The 15838-nt window shown below is 63.2% G+C and carries 19 protein-coding genes and 1 other RNA gene; 12 read left to right on the top strand and 8 right to left on the bottom strand.

Annotated elements, in window-relative coordinates; genetic code table 11:
- The first annotated feature begins 42 nt into the window (after nucleotides 1-42).
- From R1T45_RS10110 to R1T45_RS10120, 3 genes are read left to right on the top strand one after another with little or no spacing between them, the layout of a single operon-like run.
- On the top strand, nucleotides 43-498 hold the full coding sequence (locus R1T45_RS10110) for a nucleoside deaminase (protein WP_120351572.1): 456 nt from the start codon (nucleotides 43-45) through the stop codon (nucleotides 496-498).
- A 3-nt stretch (nucleotides 499-501) separates the two neighbouring features.
- Nucleotides 502-1122 (top strand): DUF5671 domain-containing protein, encoded by a 621-nt coding sequence (locus tag R1T45_RS10115; RefSeq protein ID WP_132444415.1) that lies wholly within the window; start codon nucleotides 502-504, stop codon nucleotides 1120-1122.
- On the top strand, nucleotides 1119-1526 hold the full coding sequence (locus R1T45_RS10120) for a hypothetical protein (protein WP_317390749.1): 408 nt from the start codon (nucleotides 1119-1121) through the stop codon (nucleotides 1524-1526). Before R1T45_RS10115 ends, R1T45_RS10120 begins: the two co-directional genes overlap by 4 nt.
- A gap of 147 nt (nucleotides 1527-1673) precedes the next feature.
- Here R1T45_RS10120 and rpmG read toward each other — a convergent pair whose 3' ends face one another.
- From rpmG to gatC, 6 genes are all read right to left on the bottom strand, one after another.
- Entirely contained in the window at nucleotides 1674-1841 is a 168-nt protein-coding gene (rpmG, locus tag R1T45_RS10125; RefSeq protein ID WP_007119221.1) for a 50S ribosomal protein L33, read from the bottom strand.
- Between the two features lie 159 nt (nucleotides 1842-2000).
- Nucleotides 2001-2480, bottom strand: an RNA gene (gene rnpB, locus R1T45_RS10130) — RNase P RNA component class A.
- Between the two features lie 11 nt (nucleotides 2481-2491).
- Nucleotides 2492-3181: an N-acetylmuramoyl-L-alanine amidase gene (locus R1T45_RS10135; protein WP_317390750.1), complete on the bottom strand. Its 690-nt coding sequence runs from the start codon at nucleotides 3179-3181 to the stop codon at nucleotides 2492-2494.
- Between the two features lie 3 nt (nucleotides 3182-3184).
- A complete protein-coding gene (locus R1T45_RS10140; protein WP_260009896.1) occupies nucleotides 3185-3940 on the bottom strand; it encodes a hypothetical protein in 756 nt (251 codons plus the stop codon).
- 37 nt (nucleotides 3941-3977) lie between these two features.
- The gene (gatA, locus tag R1T45_RS10145; protein WP_317390751.1) at nucleotides 3978-5465 is read right to left on the bottom strand and encodes an Asp-tRNA(Asn)/Glu-tRNA(Gln) amidotransferase subunit GatA; all 1488 of its coding nucleotides are present in this window, start codon (nucleotides 5463-5465) and stop codon (nucleotides 3978-3980) included.
- Nucleotides 5465-5752, bottom strand: a complete 288-nt coding sequence (gene gatC / locus R1T45_RS10150; protein WP_067627510.1) for an Asp-tRNA(Asn)/Glu-tRNA(Gln) amidotransferase subunit GatC — start codon at nucleotides 5750-5752, stop codon at nucleotides 5465-5467. The genes gatA and gatC overlap by 1 nt, the downstream gene beginning before the upstream one ends.
- Nucleotides 5753-6077: 325 nt before the next feature.
- Here gatC and R1T45_RS10155 point away from each other — a divergent pair, with 325 nt between their 5' ends.
- From R1T45_RS10155 to R1T45_RS10165, 3 genes are all read left to right on the top strand, one after another.
- Nucleotides 6078-6770 carry a metal-dependent hydrolase gene (locus tag R1T45_RS10155; protein ID WP_317390752.1) on the top strand — a complete coding sequence of 231 codons (693 nt, stop codon included), beginning with the start codon at nucleotides 6078-6080 and terminating at the stop codon, nucleotides 6768-6770.
- Nucleotides 6771-6841: 71 nt separating this feature from the next.
- Nucleotides 6842-7000 (top strand): hypothetical protein, encoded by a 159-nt coding sequence (locus R1T45_RS10160; RefSeq protein ID WP_165935557.1) that lies wholly within the window; start codon nucleotides 6842-6844, stop codon nucleotides 6998-7000.
- Between the two features lie 16 nt (nucleotides 7001-7016).
- Nucleotides 7017-7706, top strand: a complete 690-nt coding sequence (locus tag R1T45_RS10165; RefSeq protein ID WP_067942101.1) for a VIT family protein — start codon at nucleotides 7017-7019, stop codon at nucleotides 7704-7706.
- 79 nt (nucleotides 7707-7785) lie between these two features.
- Here the strand turns inward: R1T45_RS10165 and R1T45_RS10170 are convergent, their stop codons facing one another.
- Nucleotides 7786-8562, bottom strand: a complete 777-nt coding sequence (locus R1T45_RS10170) for a Bax inhibitor-1/YccA family protein (RefSeq protein WP_317390753.1) — start codon at nucleotides 8560-8562, stop codon at nucleotides 7786-7788.
- A gap of 625 nt (nucleotides 8563-9187) precedes the next feature.
- Here R1T45_RS10170 and R1T45_RS10175 point away from each other — a divergent pair.
- The 4 genes from R1T45_RS10175 to R1T45_RS10190 all read left to right on the top strand — a co-directional run bounded on the left by R1T45_RS10175 (nucleotide 9188) and on the right by R1T45_RS10190 (nucleotide 12362).
- The gene (locus R1T45_RS10175) at nucleotides 9188-9562 is read left to right on the top strand and encodes a helix-turn-helix domain-containing protein (RefSeq protein ID WP_120351565.1); all 375 of its coding nucleotides are present in this window, start codon (nucleotides 9188-9190) and stop codon (nucleotides 9560-9562) included.
- Nucleotides 9563-9677: 115 nt separating this feature from the next.
- The gene (gene hisN / locus R1T45_RS10180; protein WP_317390754.1) at nucleotides 9678-10478 is read left to right on the top strand and encodes a histidinol-phosphatase; all 801 of its coding nucleotides are present in this window, start codon (nucleotides 9678-9680) and stop codon (nucleotides 10476-10478) included.
- Between the two features lie 133 nt (nucleotides 10479-10611).
- A complete protein-coding gene (locus R1T45_RS10185) occupies nucleotides 10612-11946 on the top strand; it encodes an 8-oxoguanine deaminase (RefSeq protein ID WP_317390755.1) in 1335 nt (444 codons plus the stop codon).
- Nucleotides 11943-12362: a CAP domain-containing protein gene (locus R1T45_RS10190; protein WP_120351562.1), complete on the top strand. Its 420-nt coding sequence runs from the start codon at nucleotides 11943-11945 to the stop codon at nucleotides 12360-12362. The genes R1T45_RS10185 and R1T45_RS10190 overlap by 4 nt, the downstream gene beginning before the upstream one ends.
- Nucleotides 12363-12386: 24 nt before the next feature.
- On the opposite strand, the gene guaD is transcribed toward R1T45_RS10190, so the two are convergent.
- On the bottom strand, nucleotides 12387-13688 hold the full coding sequence (guaD, locus tag R1T45_RS10195; protein WP_260009880.1) for a guanine deaminase: 1302 nt from the start codon (nucleotides 13686-13688) through the stop codon (nucleotides 12387-12389).
- Between the two features lie 121 nt (nucleotides 13689-13809).
- Here guaD and mgtE point away from each other — a divergent pair, with 121 nt between their 5' ends.
- Nucleotides 13810-15213, top strand: a complete 1404-nt coding sequence (gene mgtE / locus R1T45_RS10200; protein ID WP_093926818.1) for a magnesium transporter — start codon at nucleotides 13810-13812, stop codon at nucleotides 15211-15213.
- Complete coding sequence (locus R1T45_RS10205) at nucleotides 15210-15770, top strand: 5-formyltetrahydrofolate cyclo-ligase (protein ID WP_317390756.1); 561 nt, start codon at nucleotides 15210-15212, stop codon at nucleotides 15768-15770. Before mgtE ends, R1T45_RS10205 begins: the two co-directional genes overlap by 4 nt.
- The last annotated feature ends 68 nt before the right edge of the window (nucleotides 15771-15838 follow it).

The raw sequence follows: 15838 nt of genomic DNA on the forward strand, positions 1-15838 counted from the left end.
CACGGGCTTGCGAAAGGGTGGCGTTTGCGGCCATGTGACGGAATGGAGTTTCGCTCATATATGGGTCAGGCGCTGGCCGAGGCCCGCGCCGCTGCCGCGCGTGGCGAGGTGCCGGTGGGGGCGGTTGTCGTCTCACCCGAAGGGCAGATCGTCGCGACGGCAGGCAACGAAACCCGCGCGCGCAACGATCCCACCGCCCATGCCGAGATGCTGGCCCTGCGTGCGGCCTGTGCGGCTGTTGGCTCAGAACGGCTGATCGGTCACGCGCTCTACGTCACGTTGGAGCCCTGCGCAATGTGCGCCGGGGCCATCGCCGCCGCGCGGCTGGAGCGCTTGTTTTATGGTGCGGCAGACCCCAAATCAGGCGGCGTAGCGCAGGGCGCGCGGGTGTTCTCGCATCCCCAGTGCCATCACGCACCGCAGGTCTTTGACGGCATCGCCGCGCGGGACTCAGAGCAGCTTTTAACTGCATTTTTCCAAGCCAAAAGAGGGGGGTAACCCATGGCAGGCAATAGGGATTTGGCGCAATTCGTGCGGGATGCGCTCAGCGCAGGCAAAAGCCGCGTTGAGATCGCCGCAGTGTTGGGCCAAGCGGGCTGGTCAGCGCAAGAGGTCAGCGACGCATTGGAAGGCTGGGCGGATGTGCCTTTTGCCCCGCCGGTGCCACGTCCGCGACCCGTGGTCACGGCGCGGGATTTTTTTGTCTATGCGCTGATGTTCGGGGCGCTGCTTTTTGGCGCGGGGTATCTGGTGGGGCTGCTGCATGCTTTGATCGACCACTTCATCTCCTCAGAGGGCGGCGGGGCGACCTATCGCATCCGCTGGGCCATGGCGGTGCTGATCGTGACGTTGCCGCTGTACCTGTGGCTGGCCACCCGCGAAAACAGGCGGTTGGCCGCTGATCCGGCGCTGGCGCGCTCGGCCATTCGCAGTTGGATGACCTACGTGACCCTGCTTTTCGCCGCTGCGGTCCTGTTGGGCGATCTGGTAGCGGTGATCTATGCCTTCCTCAGTGGCGACCTGACAGTGCAATTCGCGTTGAAGGCGCTGGTGGTGGCGGGAATCGCCGGGGGCATCTTTGGCTATTACCGCCGCGATGGGCGGCAGGGGGCGACCGGGTGAACCGGCTGTTCTTTGGCGGTGCCGTGGCTGTGGTCTTGGCCGCGCTCCTTGCCGGTTTCGCCGTGGTCGGCGGGCCGGGTCATGCGCGGGCCGAAAGCCGTGACCAGACCCGTCTGGCAGACCTGCGGCACCTCGCCGATGCGCTTATTTGCGAGACTGCAGAGCAGGCGGCGTTCTCTCGCGCCTGTCGCAGCACAGAGCAGAGCCTCCACGATCCGCTGACCGGCGCCGGCTATGAGGTGGCGCGAGGGGCTGAGAGCCTCGCTGTCTGCGCGACTTTTGAGGTGCCTCAAGAGAAAACGGTCGCCTCTGGGCGGGAGCGGCTGCATTTCGACGGGGCGGTGGGGTGCCTGCGCTATCGGCGCGTCCCATCTTCGCGACAATGGGTGGTGCAGGCGCCCTGAGCGGGAGAGGGGTGCGATTGACGGCCTGCCGCTGCCCGGCGGCTTAGGTCGGTTAAAGCTGCGCTAAGCTCGCCTTACCCGGCTCCACAACGCAAAAGGCCACGCGCAAACCGCGTGGCCTTTTGAAACCGTTCAAAGCAGGCGATCTTACTTGATCTTGCCTTCTTTGTATTCGACGTGCTTGCGCGCAACGGGGTCGTACTTTTTGATGACCATCTTCTCGGTCATGGTGCGTGCGTTCTTCTTGGTCACGTAGAAATGGCCTGTGCCCGCGGACGAGTTCAGGCGGATCTTGATCGTGGTTGGCTTCGCCATGTGTCTTCTCCTGCTGCACGGCCGCGCAGGCGTGCGTGAATTCTGAATTTCGGGTTCTAGTCAGACCCGCGCCCGAGTCAACCGCTATTTGCCCGTCCGATGCCGAAAGACGCCGGTTTCGTCGAAAAACCTGCCTTTCGGACCTGAAAGGGCAGGAATATGCGCGGAAGGCCTATAAGCCGGATTTTGTACCTGTCCGAAAACAGGCGATGACCATTCCTCTGACTGCACCGTTGCCGATGCAGCTATAGCTGCCAACCCGGACCTGCTGGGGCAGAAGTGCCCCGCCTTTGACCCGAAGATCAACGGCGCGCGGTCCCTATTTGGCATTGCTCCCGGTGGGGCTTGCCGTGCCAGAGCTGTTGCCAGCCCCGCGGTGGGCTCTTACCCCACCGTTTCACCCTTACCCCTTGGGGGTTCCGGCAAGCCGGACCAAGGGGCGGTTTCATTTCTGTGGCGCTTTCCGTCGGGTTGCCCCGCCCGGGCGTTACCCGGCACCGTTTCTTCTTGGAGTCCGGACTTTCCTCTACGTCGCTTTTGCCCCGCAAAAGCGACGCCACGGATGTCACACATGCGTGTGACGGGAGTGGTCGTCGGTCATGCGACGCGAGTCGACGCAGCGGCCATCCAGCCTTCCGCGCATCCCCGCCCTAGACGCCGCCGCGTGGCGCGTCAATGGGGGCGGGCAGGGCGGCAAGGTCTGCGGGGGTGAGAGGGCCGCGCCCGTGGGGCCTGAAACGCATCCGCACGGTCTCTAGCAGCGTGGCATCGTCACAGGGCGCGGTGAAGCCTGCAGCTTGCGCGGCGTCGCGGAAGGTGTCGGCTGTGGAGGTCTTTGGCGCAACGCCGTCGCCCGCAGACAAGGCCAGCCCCCGCCGCGCCAGCCGTGCCCAATCGAATCGGGGGCCGGGGTCGACCTTTCGGCCCGGTGCCATGCAGGAGTGGCCGATTATCCCTTCGGGCGGGATGCCGTGACGCTCCATGATGCCGGGCAGGAGGGTTTCGAGCGCGCGCATCTGTGGTTCTGAGAAGGGGTGATCGCCGCGGTTGTCCAACTCGATCCCGATGGAGCGGGAGTTGATGTCGTCCTGACCCGCCCATTCGCCGACGCCCGCGTGCCAAGCGCGCTGGTCTTCTTTAACCAATTGCAGGATGCGCCCGTTGCCACAGATCAGATAATGCGCAGAGACAGCCGCAGAGGGGTCGCAGAGGCGATCCAGCGCCGATTGGGCGCTGGTCATGGCCGTGTGGTGGAGGACGATAAGCCGGGGCCGCAGCCCGCCGCGTCGCGGGCCGCAATTCGGCGAGGGATGCGCCGTCACGTCAGGCGCGACAGGCATCTATCAGCCCTGCGCAGCCCGGCGGAAGGGAGTGGGATCCCAGTTGCAGGCGAAGCCATCGCCATCGGGGTCCATGCCCTCGCGGTCCTTTTCGGGGCCACCGGCCTCAAGGAAAGCAATCTGCGCTTGGTCGGCGTGGCTGTACTGCGCGCAGGCACGTTCAAACTTGCGGGCCTTGTTAAAGCCGATACGGCTATAGACCTGCTGACCGACCGATTGGTTGGATTGCAGCGCATAGGCGACGATGTTCGGGCCGACGTTCCGACGCTCTGGCAGTGCTTCGGGCTGAACCACCTGATATTGGGCGCGGTTGGCGGCCACACGGGCCGCGTCGTCTTGAATGCTGCGCTGGCCCGATACCGCGTCAAAGTTGTTCTCGTTCGAGATGCCAACGGCGTTGACCGCGGCGGGGGGCGGGTTCGACGGGCTGGCGTTCACCGGGGAAACGCCCGAGTTGGTCGTGGCGTCATTGCCCAGACCGTTGCTTGCCCCGCCCGGACGGGTCGCCGCCAGAACGCGGGCAGTTTCCGCCGCCGTCGCTTCGGGGGAGCCGTCATCTAACGGCTGGGCGGTCACGTCAGAGGTGAAGCTGCCGTCGCCCGCCAGCGCCGCATCGCGTGCGCGCTGCTCGGCTTCGAAATTGCTGTCGCCAAAGCCGACGCCGCGCCCGCTGTTGATGTTCCCGGAATCGGGGATAGCCGGTTGGCAGGCTGCCAAAAGACCGCCTGCTGTCATCGCTAGAAGTGTCCGTGTGATCATCTGACCCGCTCTCGCCTCTTATTCACCGCCCTGCGGCTTACCACCATTTCTCGGGCTTGGCCACAAAACCGGCCGCCTTCTCCAGCGCATAGGCGGAGGACAGCAACTCGGCCTCTTCCCACGGGCGCCCGATCAGTTGCAGACCCAACGGCAAGCCTGTGGCGCTTTGCCCCGTCGGCAGCGCGACACCGGGCAGACCGGCAAGGTTCACCGTTACGGTGAACACGTCGTTGAGATACATCGCCACCGGATCGGCATCCTTCATCTCGCCCAGACCAAAGGCGGCCGAAGGCGTGGCTGGGGTCAGGATGCTGTCGATGCCTTGGGCAAAGACGTCTTCGAAGTCTTTCTTGATCAGGGTGCGGACCTTGCGGGCGCGGTTGTAATAGGCGTCGTAGAAGCCTGCGGAGAGCACATAGGTGCCAACCATGACGCGGCGCTGCACCTCGTGGCCGAAGCCCTCGGCGCGGGTTTTCTCGTACATCTCGGTGATGCCGTCGCCGTGGTCGAGCTTGGCGCGGTGGCCAAAGCGCACCCCGTCATAGCGCGCGAGGTTCGAGGAGGCTTCGGCAGGCGCGATGACATAATAAGCGGGCAGGGCGTATTTCGTGTGCGGCAGCGAAATGTCGACGATCTCGGCGCCTGCGTCCTTCATCATGGCGATGCCGTCTTGCCAGAGCTTGTCGATCTCTTCGGGCATGCCATCCATGCGGTATTCGCGCGGGATGCCGATTTTCTTGCCACGGATGTCGCCAGTGAGGGCCGCCTCAAAGTCCGGCACGGCCAGATCGGCGCTGGTGCTGTCCTTGGCGTCATGGCCGCACATGGCTTCCAGCATGATCGCGGCGTCGCGCACGGTCTTGGTCATCGGCCCGGCTTGGTCGAGGCTTGAGGCGAATGCGACGATGCCCCAACGCGAGCAGCGGCCATAGGTCGGCTTGATGCCCACGGTGCCGGTAAAGGCCGCAGGCTGGCGGATCGAGCCGCCGGTGTCGGTGCCGGTCGCGGCGAGGCACAGATCAGCCGCCACGGCGGCGGCGGAACCGCCCGAGGAGCCGCCCGGTGTCAGGTCCGCCGTGTCACCCGCGCGGCGCCACGGATTCACCGCGTTGCCATAGACGGAAGTCTCGTTCGACGAGCCCATGGCGAATTCGTCCATGTTGAGCTTGCCTAGCATGACCGCGCCGCTGTCTTTCAGCTTTTGGCTGACGGTGCTTTCATATTCGGGCAGGAACCCTTCGAGGATGCGGCTGCCCGCTTGGCTTGGCACGCCTTTGGTGCAGAAGAGGTCTTTGATGCCGATGGGCAGGCCGCACATGGCAGGCGCGTCGCCCTGTTTGATGCGGGCGTCAGCCTCGGCGGCTTGTTCCATCGCGATCTCGGGGGTGCGGTGCACAAAGGCGTTCAGCGCGCCTGCGCCGTCGATGGCTTTGAGGCAGGCTTCGGTCAGATCGCGGGAGGTGGTCTCACCCTTGCGCAGGGCATCGCGGGCTTCGGCAAGGCTCAGTTTGTTCAGATCGGTCATTATTCCACCACCTTCGGCACGGCAAAGAACCCTTCACGGGCATCGGGGGCATTGGCCAGCACGCGGTCCTGCTGGTCGCCATCGGTGACCACATCCTCGCGCCGCTTCAGGCGTTGCGGGGTCACGGAGGTCATCGGCTCGACGCCGTCGACATCCACCTCGGACAGCTGCTCGATAAAGCCGAGGATGTTGTTGAACTCTTCCGCCAGCGCCGGAAGCGCCTCGGGTTCAACCTTGATCCGGGCCAGTTTCGCCACCCGTGCGGCGGTGTTTTCGTCGATCGACATGAACATCTCCATCTCTTTGAGGCTCCTCTACCGTTTGGGGGCGGGCCTCGCAAGGGTTTGAGAGGGGCGAAGCGGAGCCGGGCAGCGCCAGACCGGGGGATGGCGCCTGCTTCGAAGCAGTTGGGCAATTTATGTTTGCTGGGGTATTGCGCGATGGCGGGATGGCGTCCGGCTTGCAGAAGCGCCAGCCCGTTGGGCCGGTCTGGCGCTGCCCGGCGGGCATGCGCCCTTGATTCCGGGCTGGTGGCATGCGGAGGCGTTTACTTGATTCCGCGCTTCGGAGGGTCAAATCTGACGTAAAACCCACATCACTCAGGAGACCCTCATGAACATCATCTGGCTCGGCCACGGCTCATTCCGCATCGAGATCGAAGATCAAGTGCTGCTGATCGACCCTTGGCTCAAAGACAACCCGATGCTGCCTGAGGAACACCATGCCGAGGCGATCAAAGGCGCGACTCAAATCCTCGTCACCCACGGCCATTTCGACCACACGGCTGACATCGCCGATATCGCAAGCCGGACCAATGCGCCGGTGGCGGGGATGGTCGAACTGATGGGCTGGCTCGAAAGCAAAGGCGTCGCACAAACCACGGGCTTTAACAAAGGCGGCACGATCCGCACGGGCGAAGTGGCGATCACCATGGTTCCGGCCTCGCATTCCTCATCCGTGGAAGGCGACAACGGGCCGATCTACACCGGGATGGAGACGGGGTTCATGATCTCGGGCGAGGGGCATACGATCTATCATTCCGGCGACACAGCGATCATGGCGGATATGGATTGGATGGGCGACTATCACAAACCCGACATTGGCATTCTATCCGCGGGCGGGCATTTCACGATGGACATGGCGCAGGCCGCCTATGCCGCGAAACGCTATTTTAATTTCAAGACGGTTATCCCCTGCCACTACCGCACCTTCGACGCGCTGGAGCAATCGGCGCAGGCGTTGACCGATGGCCTGCCCGGCGTCGATGTGGTGGAGCCGCAGGTGATGCAGCCGATCACCGTCTGACCAACTGCCCCGACCGCCTTGCGCGCCAAGGCGGAACGGGGGATACCTGAATGAACCACCGGGGAAATGCCATGTTTGCCAAAACGACTGCCGTGATCTTGTTGCTGACGCTGGGGGCCTGCGCCCCGCTGGACCGGGCCGAGCCTACCGGCAGTGTCGGCTTTACCGGCGTGGGTGGTGACCGGCCAGTCATCTTCCCGGCGCATCTTTTGGTGTACCAGCCGCAATAGACGTAAGGCGGCTGAGATGCCCAAAGAAGGTCACTTCATCAACCGCAGCAATTGGCTGCGCGCTGCCGTTTTGGGGGCCAACGATGGTATCGTCTCCTCTGCCAGTCTGCTGGTGGGGGTGAGCGCGGCTGGCATGGCGCAGGGCAATGTCTTGCTGACCGGGCTTGCGGGGCTCACCGCCGGGGCGCTGTCAATGGCGGCAGGGGAGTATGTCTCGGTCTCGGCACAGGCGGATGTTGAGAAGGCCGATTTGGAGCGCGAGCGCGTGGCCCTGATCGAAGACCCGGATTACGAGCTGAGCGAACTTGCCGAAGGGCTGGAGAACCGGGGCGTGGAAAGTGACCTCGCGTTGGAAGTCGCAGCACAGATGACCGACCATGACGCCTTGGGCGCCCACGCGCGCGAAGAGTTGGGCATGTTCGGCCTTGCCGGTCAGGCCGATCCGCTGCAGGCGGCGGGCGCCTCGGCGCTGGCCTTTGCCTTGGGCGGCGGGCTGCCCTTGTTGGCGGCTGTTCTGGCCCCTGCGGGGGCGCGTGGCCTGACGATCGCTTTGGTTGCGTTGCTGGCGCTGGTGCTGCTTGGCGCGGGCGGGGCACAATTGGGCGGTGCGCCGAAACGGCCCGCCATCAGGCGTGTCGTTTTCTGGGGTGGTTTGGCCATGGCCGTGACCGCGGGGGTCGGCCATCTTTTCGGAGCGATTGGCTGACCGCTTTGACTTTAAATGCCGCCAAAGAAAAAGGCCGACCCCTTTCAGGGCCGGCCTTTCGCATCAGATGGTCCAGCGATTACTCGCGGTTGCCGAAGAGCGACAGCAACATCATGAACATGTTGATGAAGTCCAGATAGAGGCTCAGCGCGCCCATGATCGCGGCCTTGCCCAACCACTCAGTGTCGCCGTGATGCGCGTGGGCCAGATACTCGGTCTTGATCTTCTGGGTGTCATAGGCGGTCAGACCCGCGAAGATCAGAACACCGATGGCCGAAATCGCGAACATCAGCGCCGAAGAGGCGAGGAAGATGTTAACGATCGACGCGACAACCAGACCGATCACGCCCATGATCAGGAAGCTGCCCCAGCCGGAGATGTCCTTCTTGGTGGTGTAGCCCCAGAGCGACAGACCGGCGAAGGCGATCGACGTGATCAAAAAGACCTGCGCGATGGAATAGCCGGTGAAGACCAGAAAGATCGAGCTGATCGAGATGCCCATGACGGCGGCAAAAGCATAGAAGACCGTTTGCGCCGTGGCGGCGGACATTTTGTTGATCATCGCGCTAAAGCCAAAGACAAAAGCGAGCGGCGCGAACATCACGACCCATTTCAGCGGCGAAGCATAGAGCGCATAGCCCAACTGCGTCAGGTACTTATCTTGGCTAAGCTGCGCCACGGCGGCGGAGGGGTCGGAGGTAACCGACAGCCCAGAGATGGCCCAAGCCGCGGCGAAGGTGATGAGCATGCCGATCGACATGGTGCCATACACCTTGTTCATATGAGCGCGCAGACCCTCGTCGATCGCGGCGACGCGCGACCCGGCAGCAGAGCGAATTGAATTGACGTCAGCCATTTAGTGACTCCCATTGGCAAAGTTGCGTGTCGAAACCCGGCCGACACGTTCTTGGCTTTGAATATCGGGCCTGAAGGGGCGAATTTCAAGTGTCTTGCAGCCTGATATCACGGCAATAATCGCGGGTTTCGCCCTGGATTTGTCAGGGGCGCGCGCTGAGGGTCGGTAAGACCTCTGTTTCGGGCGGGCGGGGCGCCCAAGGTGCGGTGATCGGCGGAAAAGCACCGACGCTTTGGCGGCGCGGCGGGGTGCCGGTAACGGTGACGTGAACCACCCGAGAGCCAGAAAAACGGCATTTGAACTATTCCGGGGGGAACCGATTGATATTCTTCGCGTTCATCCACTGGTTGCCGAGCGGGAAACCACTACAGCCAAGGAAACTTGGAGATTCAACGCCCGCCGGTCAAAGAGAGAGAGGGGCAGTGCACCGCCTGAGGTTGCGGTCGAAACGGAACAGATTTTTACCATCACGTGAAATTTCTTTGCCGAATTCAACGCAACCGCTATGATAGGAGGTAGGACTTTCACGCAACCCCTGCGGTATTGCGTGAAGCAACGGCACACTTCGTCCTTGTTTGGAACAGAGATTGGCACGGTCGCATGTGCCCTATAAGGATTAAAGAATATGGTGCATGTGGTAGATGTACATGTGGGTAAACGTATCAGGCAGCGGCGCTGGCTGACGGGGATGACCCAACAGAAACTGGCGGAACTCGTCGGAATCAAATTCCAACAGATACAAAAATACGAAACCGGCGCCAACCGCGTCAGCGCTTCGCGGCTTTGGGATATCGCGGATGCGCTTGGCGTGCCTGTGTCTTTCTTCTTTGAAGGATTGAAAGACGAAGAGGTCGCAGATGGCCCAGCGGTGGACGGGCTGCCAGCCGATCTGATGGCCGACAAAGAGGCGATGGAGCTGGTCCGTTCTTACTATGCCATCCCCGAGAACCAGCGCCGCCGGTTGTTCGAACTGGCCCGCGTGCTGAGCGATGTGGCCTGATCCCATCCGGGTCGTCTTTCTTGGCCTAGCTTTTGAAGGGCCAACATTCTAGGGCCCGACTTTCTAAAGCATTGGCAGGCTTGCGCAAACCCGCGCAAACTGTCAGGTCTTCGTCATGATGAACGCCACTGATTTTGATCCTGATATTCGCCGCGTCGCCCATCTGATGGCGGATGCGGCGCGTCAGGTGATCCTGCCCTATTTCCGCAGCCTTGATTTGCAGGCCGACAACAAGCTCGGTACCGGCTTTGACCCCGTGACCGAGGCGGATCGCGCCGCCGAACGGGCGATGCGCGATATCTTGGCGGCGGAACGGCCCGCCGATGGCATCTTGGGCGAGGAATATGGCGCGCAGCCCGGCACGTCGGGGCTGACGTGGGTGCTTGACCCGATTGACGGCACACGCGGGTTTCTCAGCGGCACGCCGACTTGGGGCGTGCTGATCGCGGTCAGCGATGCGTCGGGGCCGTTCTACGGCATCATTGACCAGCCCTATATCGGCGAGCGGTTCGAGGGCGCACCGGATGGCGCGCTGATGACCGGGCCGCATGGAAGCCGCCCCCTGCAGGCCCGCGCGGCGCGGGACCTGCGACAGGCCATCGTTTTCACCACATTCCCCGAGGTCGGCAGCCCCGATGAGGCCAACGCCTTTCGGGCCGTGGCCTCGCAGGCGCTGCTGACCCGCTATGGCATGGATTGCTACGCCTATGCGCTGGTCGCGGCCGGGCAGGTCGATCTGGTGATCGAGGCAGGGTTGAACGCCTATGACATTCAAGCGCCCATCGCAGTGATCCAAGCGGCAGGGGGGATCGTCACCGATTGGCAGGGCAACCCGGTGCATGAGGGGGGCAGGGCGCTTGCGGCGGCCAACCGCGAAATCCACGCGCAGGCGCTTGCGGTCCTTTCCGCATATTGATCCAATTGTCGAAACCCGCGGATTGACCGGCCCCGGCGGGATGCGATAAATGCCGTAAAGGCCGGTTCTCTCGCCCGTTTTCCATCGGCCACACACACTTTGCATGAGACGGGCATAGCGAAAAGTGTGACCTATGGCAGAGACCCTCATCCGCGGCGCGGATTACCTTATCACGATGGACGATACCCGGCGCGAGCTTGCCGGTGCAGACCTGTTGCTGCGCGACGGGGTGATTGCCGAGATCGGGCAGGGCCTTCGGACGGAGGGCGAGATTGTCGAGGCCAAAGGCTGTGTCGTCACGCCGGGTCTCGTGAACACGCATCACCATCTTTACCAAAGCATGACCCGCGCCGTGCCGGGCGCACAGGATGCGCTGCTCTTTGGCTGGTTGCAGCGGCTCTATCCGATCTGGGCGCGCATGGGACCGGAGCATATGTTCGTCTCGGCCCAGATTGGGTTGGCGGAACTGGCGCTGTCGGGCTGTAGCCTGAGTTCGGACCACCTTTATCTCTACCCAAACGGCGTGCGGCTGGAGGATACGATCCACGCCGCCGCCGAACTGGGCCTGCGGTTTCACCCCACGCGCGGGTCGATGAGCATCGGTGAAAGCGATGGTGGCCTGCCACCCGATGCGCTGGTGGAGCGGGAAGCGGCGATCTTGGAAGATTGCATCCGCGTGGTCGACGCCTTCCATGATCCTGCCGAAGGGTCGATGTGTCGTGTCGGATTGGCACCTTGTTCACCTTTCTCGGTCAGTCGCGAGTTGATGCGCGACACGGCGCTTCTGGCACGGGACAAGGGCGTGATGCTGCACACCCATCTGGCCGAAAACGCCGAGGATGTGGCCTATTCGCTGGAGAAATTCGGCTGCCGCCCCGGAGAATATGCCGAAAGCCTTGGTTGGCTGGGCGATGACGTTTGGCATGCCCATTGTGTGCAGTTGGACGCGTCTGAGATTGACCTCTTTGCCCGGACCCGCACCGGGGTCGCGCATTGCCCCTGTTCCAATTGCCGCCTTGGGTCAGGCATCGCGCCGGTACGGGCGATGCTGGATGCAGGCGTGCCGCTGGGGCTGGGGGTCGATGGATCGGCCAGCAACGACAGCGGCAATCTCGCCGCTGAGGCGCGGCAGGCGATGCTGTTGCAGCGTGTGTCCCGTGGCGCTGATGCGATGAGCCCCCGCGCCGCCTTGGAACTGGCCACACGCGGCGGGGCGGATGTGCTGGGGCGCCCTGATTGCGGGCGGCTGATGCCCGGCAAACGCGCCGATGTGGCAATCTGGGATGTTTCCGGCGTGCATAGTGCGGGCAGTTGGGATCCGGCTGCGCTGCTTCTTGCCGGTCCGACGGCGGTGCGCGACCTTTTCGTTGAAGGCCGTCAGGTGGTGCGCGATGGTCGCGTCACCACGATTGACTTGGCCGCACAGGTGGCGCGGCAAAACGAATTGGCGAAAGGCTTGGCTGAATGAGGCCATTTTTTCTATCGATCCTGATGCTGGCGGGCATGCCGGCATTGGCCGACCCCATGGGGTTGGAGCGCGTAAATGCGTTGCGGGATGTGCAGGGGCTCAAACCTCTCGTCTATGATGGCCGTTTGGCGCAAGCGGCGCAAACCCATGCCAGCGATATGGCAGAGCACGACTATTTCAGCCATAAGGGCCGCGATGGCACGGATGTGGGCCGTCGTGCCGCGATGGCGGGCTATCAATGGTGCTTTGTGGCCGAGAATATCGCCAAGGGGCAGCAGTCATTGGATGAGGTCATGACCGGCTGGACCAACTCACCGGGGCATTACCGCAATATGGTCGACAGCCGCGCCGAAGAGATGGGGTTGGTGCAGGCCGATAGTGAGGTTTGGGTGATGGTGCTGGGCGCGCCCTGCTGAGGCAACCCAATCGCGGGTGGTGCGTTACGCCGTGCCACCCCGACGCGCACCCGCAACCCAAACATCTGCAATCGCGCGGTCATCGCCCATCATGATGGTGGCGAAGAGGCTTTCCCAGATATCCTTGGCTGCCGCGTGACGCTGAGCGATGGCGGGGGTGGAGTTGAGCGATAGCACGGTGATATCCGCCTCCATCCCTTCGGCCAGACTGCCGACGTGATCCTGCAGATGCAGGCTGCGGGCCGAGCCTGCGGTGGCGAGCCAGATCAGCTGCGCCGCGTGCAGCGGGGTGCCGCGCAACTGGCCGACCTCATAGGCTGCGGCCATCGTTCGCAGCATCGAGAAGGAAGAGCCGCCCCCGGTATCCGTTGCCAGCGCCAGCGGAATGCCCCGCGCGGCAAGCCCGGTCATGTCAAACAGCCCCGAACCGATAAACGTATTGGAGGTGGGGCAATGCACCAGCGCCCCGCCTGTCTCTGCCAGCCGGTCAATCTCACGCGGCTCTAGGTGGATCGCATGGCCGTAGAGCCCGCGTTCGCCCAGCAGCCCATGGGCCTCATAGGTATCAAGGTAATCGCGCGCCTCTGGGAACAGGCCGCGCACCCATTCGATCTCATCCGTCTGCTCGCTGAGGTGGGTCTGCATCAGGCAGGTCGGATGCTCTGCCCAAAGCGCACCGAGGGCCGAGAGTTGTTCGGGCGTTGAGGTCGGAGAGAAACGCGGCGTGATCGCATAGCTCGCGCGGCCCTTGCCGTGCCAACGCTCGATCAGCGCTTTGCTGTCGTCATAGGCCGATTGCACCGTGTCGCGCAGCCCCTCGGGGGCGTTGCGGTCCATGCAGGTCTTGCCCGCTACGATCCGTTGGCCGCGATCCTCTGCCGCCTGAAACAGCGCGTCGGCGCTGTGGGGGTGGATCGTGCAGTAAGACGCAACAGTGGTGGTCCCATGGGCCAGCGTCAGGTCCAAATAGCGCGCGGCGATGTCGCCCGCATAGGCCGGATCCGAAAGGCGCATCTCTTCGGGGAAGGTGTAGGTGTTCAGCCAGTCGATCAGCCGCTTGCCCCATGACGCGATGATCGCGGTCTGCGGATAATGCACGTGGGCATCGACAAAGCCCGGACAAATCAACGCATCGCCATAGCGCGTCACCTCGGCCTGCGGATGGTCGGCACGCAGGCGTTCGCCATTGCCCACGGCGACAATGCGACTGTCTTCGATCAAGACACCGCCTTCGGTGTCGATCTTCACGGCATCCTCCCACGCGCTTTGCATCGGGTTGCCGGAATAGCTGAGCGTCGCGCCCAAAAGGAGTCGTTGATTTGTCATGCCAGTGGTTTAGGTGAGGGCGAGACGGGGAACAATACCGAAGCGTCGCGGGCGGCATTGTGCCCGTGCGGGCGCTTGCATATTGTCGGCCCAAAGCGCAGCACAGGCACGGAGAACGCGGATGGCAGAGCAGATCGAAGAGCTGGATCCGGCGGTACCCTCTGAGGAGAATGCCGAAGCTTATATGCTGGACCGCAAGGCCGTTGCCGCGATCCTTGAAACCGTAGAGGCCAACGATCAAGCCCATCTGACCCAGTTGATGGAACCGCTGCACGCGGCGGACATCGCTGACCTTTTGGAGCAGATCGACGAGGATGACCGCGCCGCGTTGATCCGGCTTTATGGCCAGGAGTTCGACGGCGAGATTCTGTCGGAACTCGACGAGTCGATCCGCGAAGAAGTCATCTCGATCCTGACGCCGCAGGTGTTGACCCAAGCGGTGCGCGAGCTTGACAGCGATGATGTGGTTGACCTGATCGAAGATCTGGAAGACGCGCAGCAGGAAACCATCCTCGACGCGCTGGAAGAGACTGACCGGGTCGCCGTTGAGCAGGCGCTGAACTGGCCGGAATACTCCGCCGGTCGTCTGATGCAGCGCGAGGTTGTGATGGCGCCCGAGCATTGGACGGTGGGCCAGACCATCGACCATCTGCGCGCCACCAAGGAAGAAGACCTGCCAGACCAGTTTTATCACATCGTCATGGTCGACCCGCGCCTGCACCCGGTGGGTAACGTGACGCTGGGCAAGCTGATGCGCTCGCGCCGCGAGACGCGGCTGGCGGATATCCTGGAGGAAACCTTCCAGATCATCCCCGCCATGCGGGACGAGGGCGACGTGGCCTATGCGTTTAACCAGTACCACCTGATCTCGGCCCCTGTGGTTGATGAAGAGGGGCGGTTGATCGGTGTCATCACCATCGACGACGCCATGGCGGTGCTCGACGAAGAACACGAAGAAGACATCCTGCGACTGGCGGGTGTGGGCGAGGGCTCACTTTCCGACCGTGTGGCGGAAACGACCAAACAGCGTCTGCCGTGGCTCGCGGTGAACCTCGTGACGGCGATTGCCGCCTCGATGGTGATTTCTCAGTTCGAAGCCGCCATCGCGCAGATCGTGGCGCTGGCGGTGCTGATGCCGATCGTCGCCTCCATGGGCGGCAACGCGGGTACGCAGAGCCTGACCGTCGCGGTGCGTGCGATTGCGACGAAAGACCTTACCGGCTCGAACGTCTGGCGGGTGATCCGGCGGGAGGTTCTGGTGGGGCTGGTGAACGGTCTGATCTTTGCGGTGATCATGGGGATTGTCGGGGTGATCTGGTTCGGCTCTCCGGCGCTTGGCTATGTGATCGCGACCGCGATGGTTATTAACCTTGTGGTGGCGGGGCTTGCGGGCACCGGTATCCCGATTTTGCTGGAGCGGTTCGGGATTGACCCGGCGCTCGCCTCGGGGGCCTTTGTGACCACGGTGACGGATGTTGTCGGCTTCTTTGCCTTCCTCGGTCTCGCGGCGCTGGTGCTTTTGTGAGCGAGGCTGCAGCGCGTAAGGCCGCGGCGCGCAAGGCCGCCTTTGCCCGCCGCAAGCCGTTGTTTGAACAGGCGAATGCCGCGCAGGCTGGGTATCTGTCTGAAGTTTTGGCAGGCTATCGCGGCGTGCCGCTTTCGGGCTTCATGCCCATTCGCACCGAAATCGACCCCCGCCCGGCCATGGCCGAGGCCTGCGCCCACGGCCCGGTCGGCGTGCCGGTGATCATGTGGCCCGACCACCCGCTGTCCTTTTCGCGCTGGACACCCGAGACGCCGATGGTGGCGGGCACTTTCGGCGCGATGATCCCCGAACATAACGATTTTTTCGAACCCGAGATCGTGATCGTTCCGCTGCTGGCCTTTAACCGCGCAGGCGCGCGGCTGGGCTATGGCGGCGGATTTTATGATCGGACACTGGCAATGCTGCGCACGCGCAGGGCCACGATGGCAATCGGTTTCGCCTTTGCCGGGCAGGAGAGCGACGACGTTCCGTTGGAAGACACCGATGAGCCGCTGGATCTGATCGTGACAGAGGCCGGGGTGATTGAGGTGGCGTGACGTTAACCGGCCCACGCGGGATAAGGCCCCAAGCGGAATAAGGGTTGCCGCCAAGCCGCGCGCGTCCT

Source organism: Sulfitobacter sp. LC.270.F.C4 (genome assembly GCF_032922545.1).
Lineage (GTDB): Bacteria > Pseudomonadota > Alphaproteobacteria > Rhodobacterales > Rhodobacteraceae > Sulfitobacter > Sulfitobacter profundi.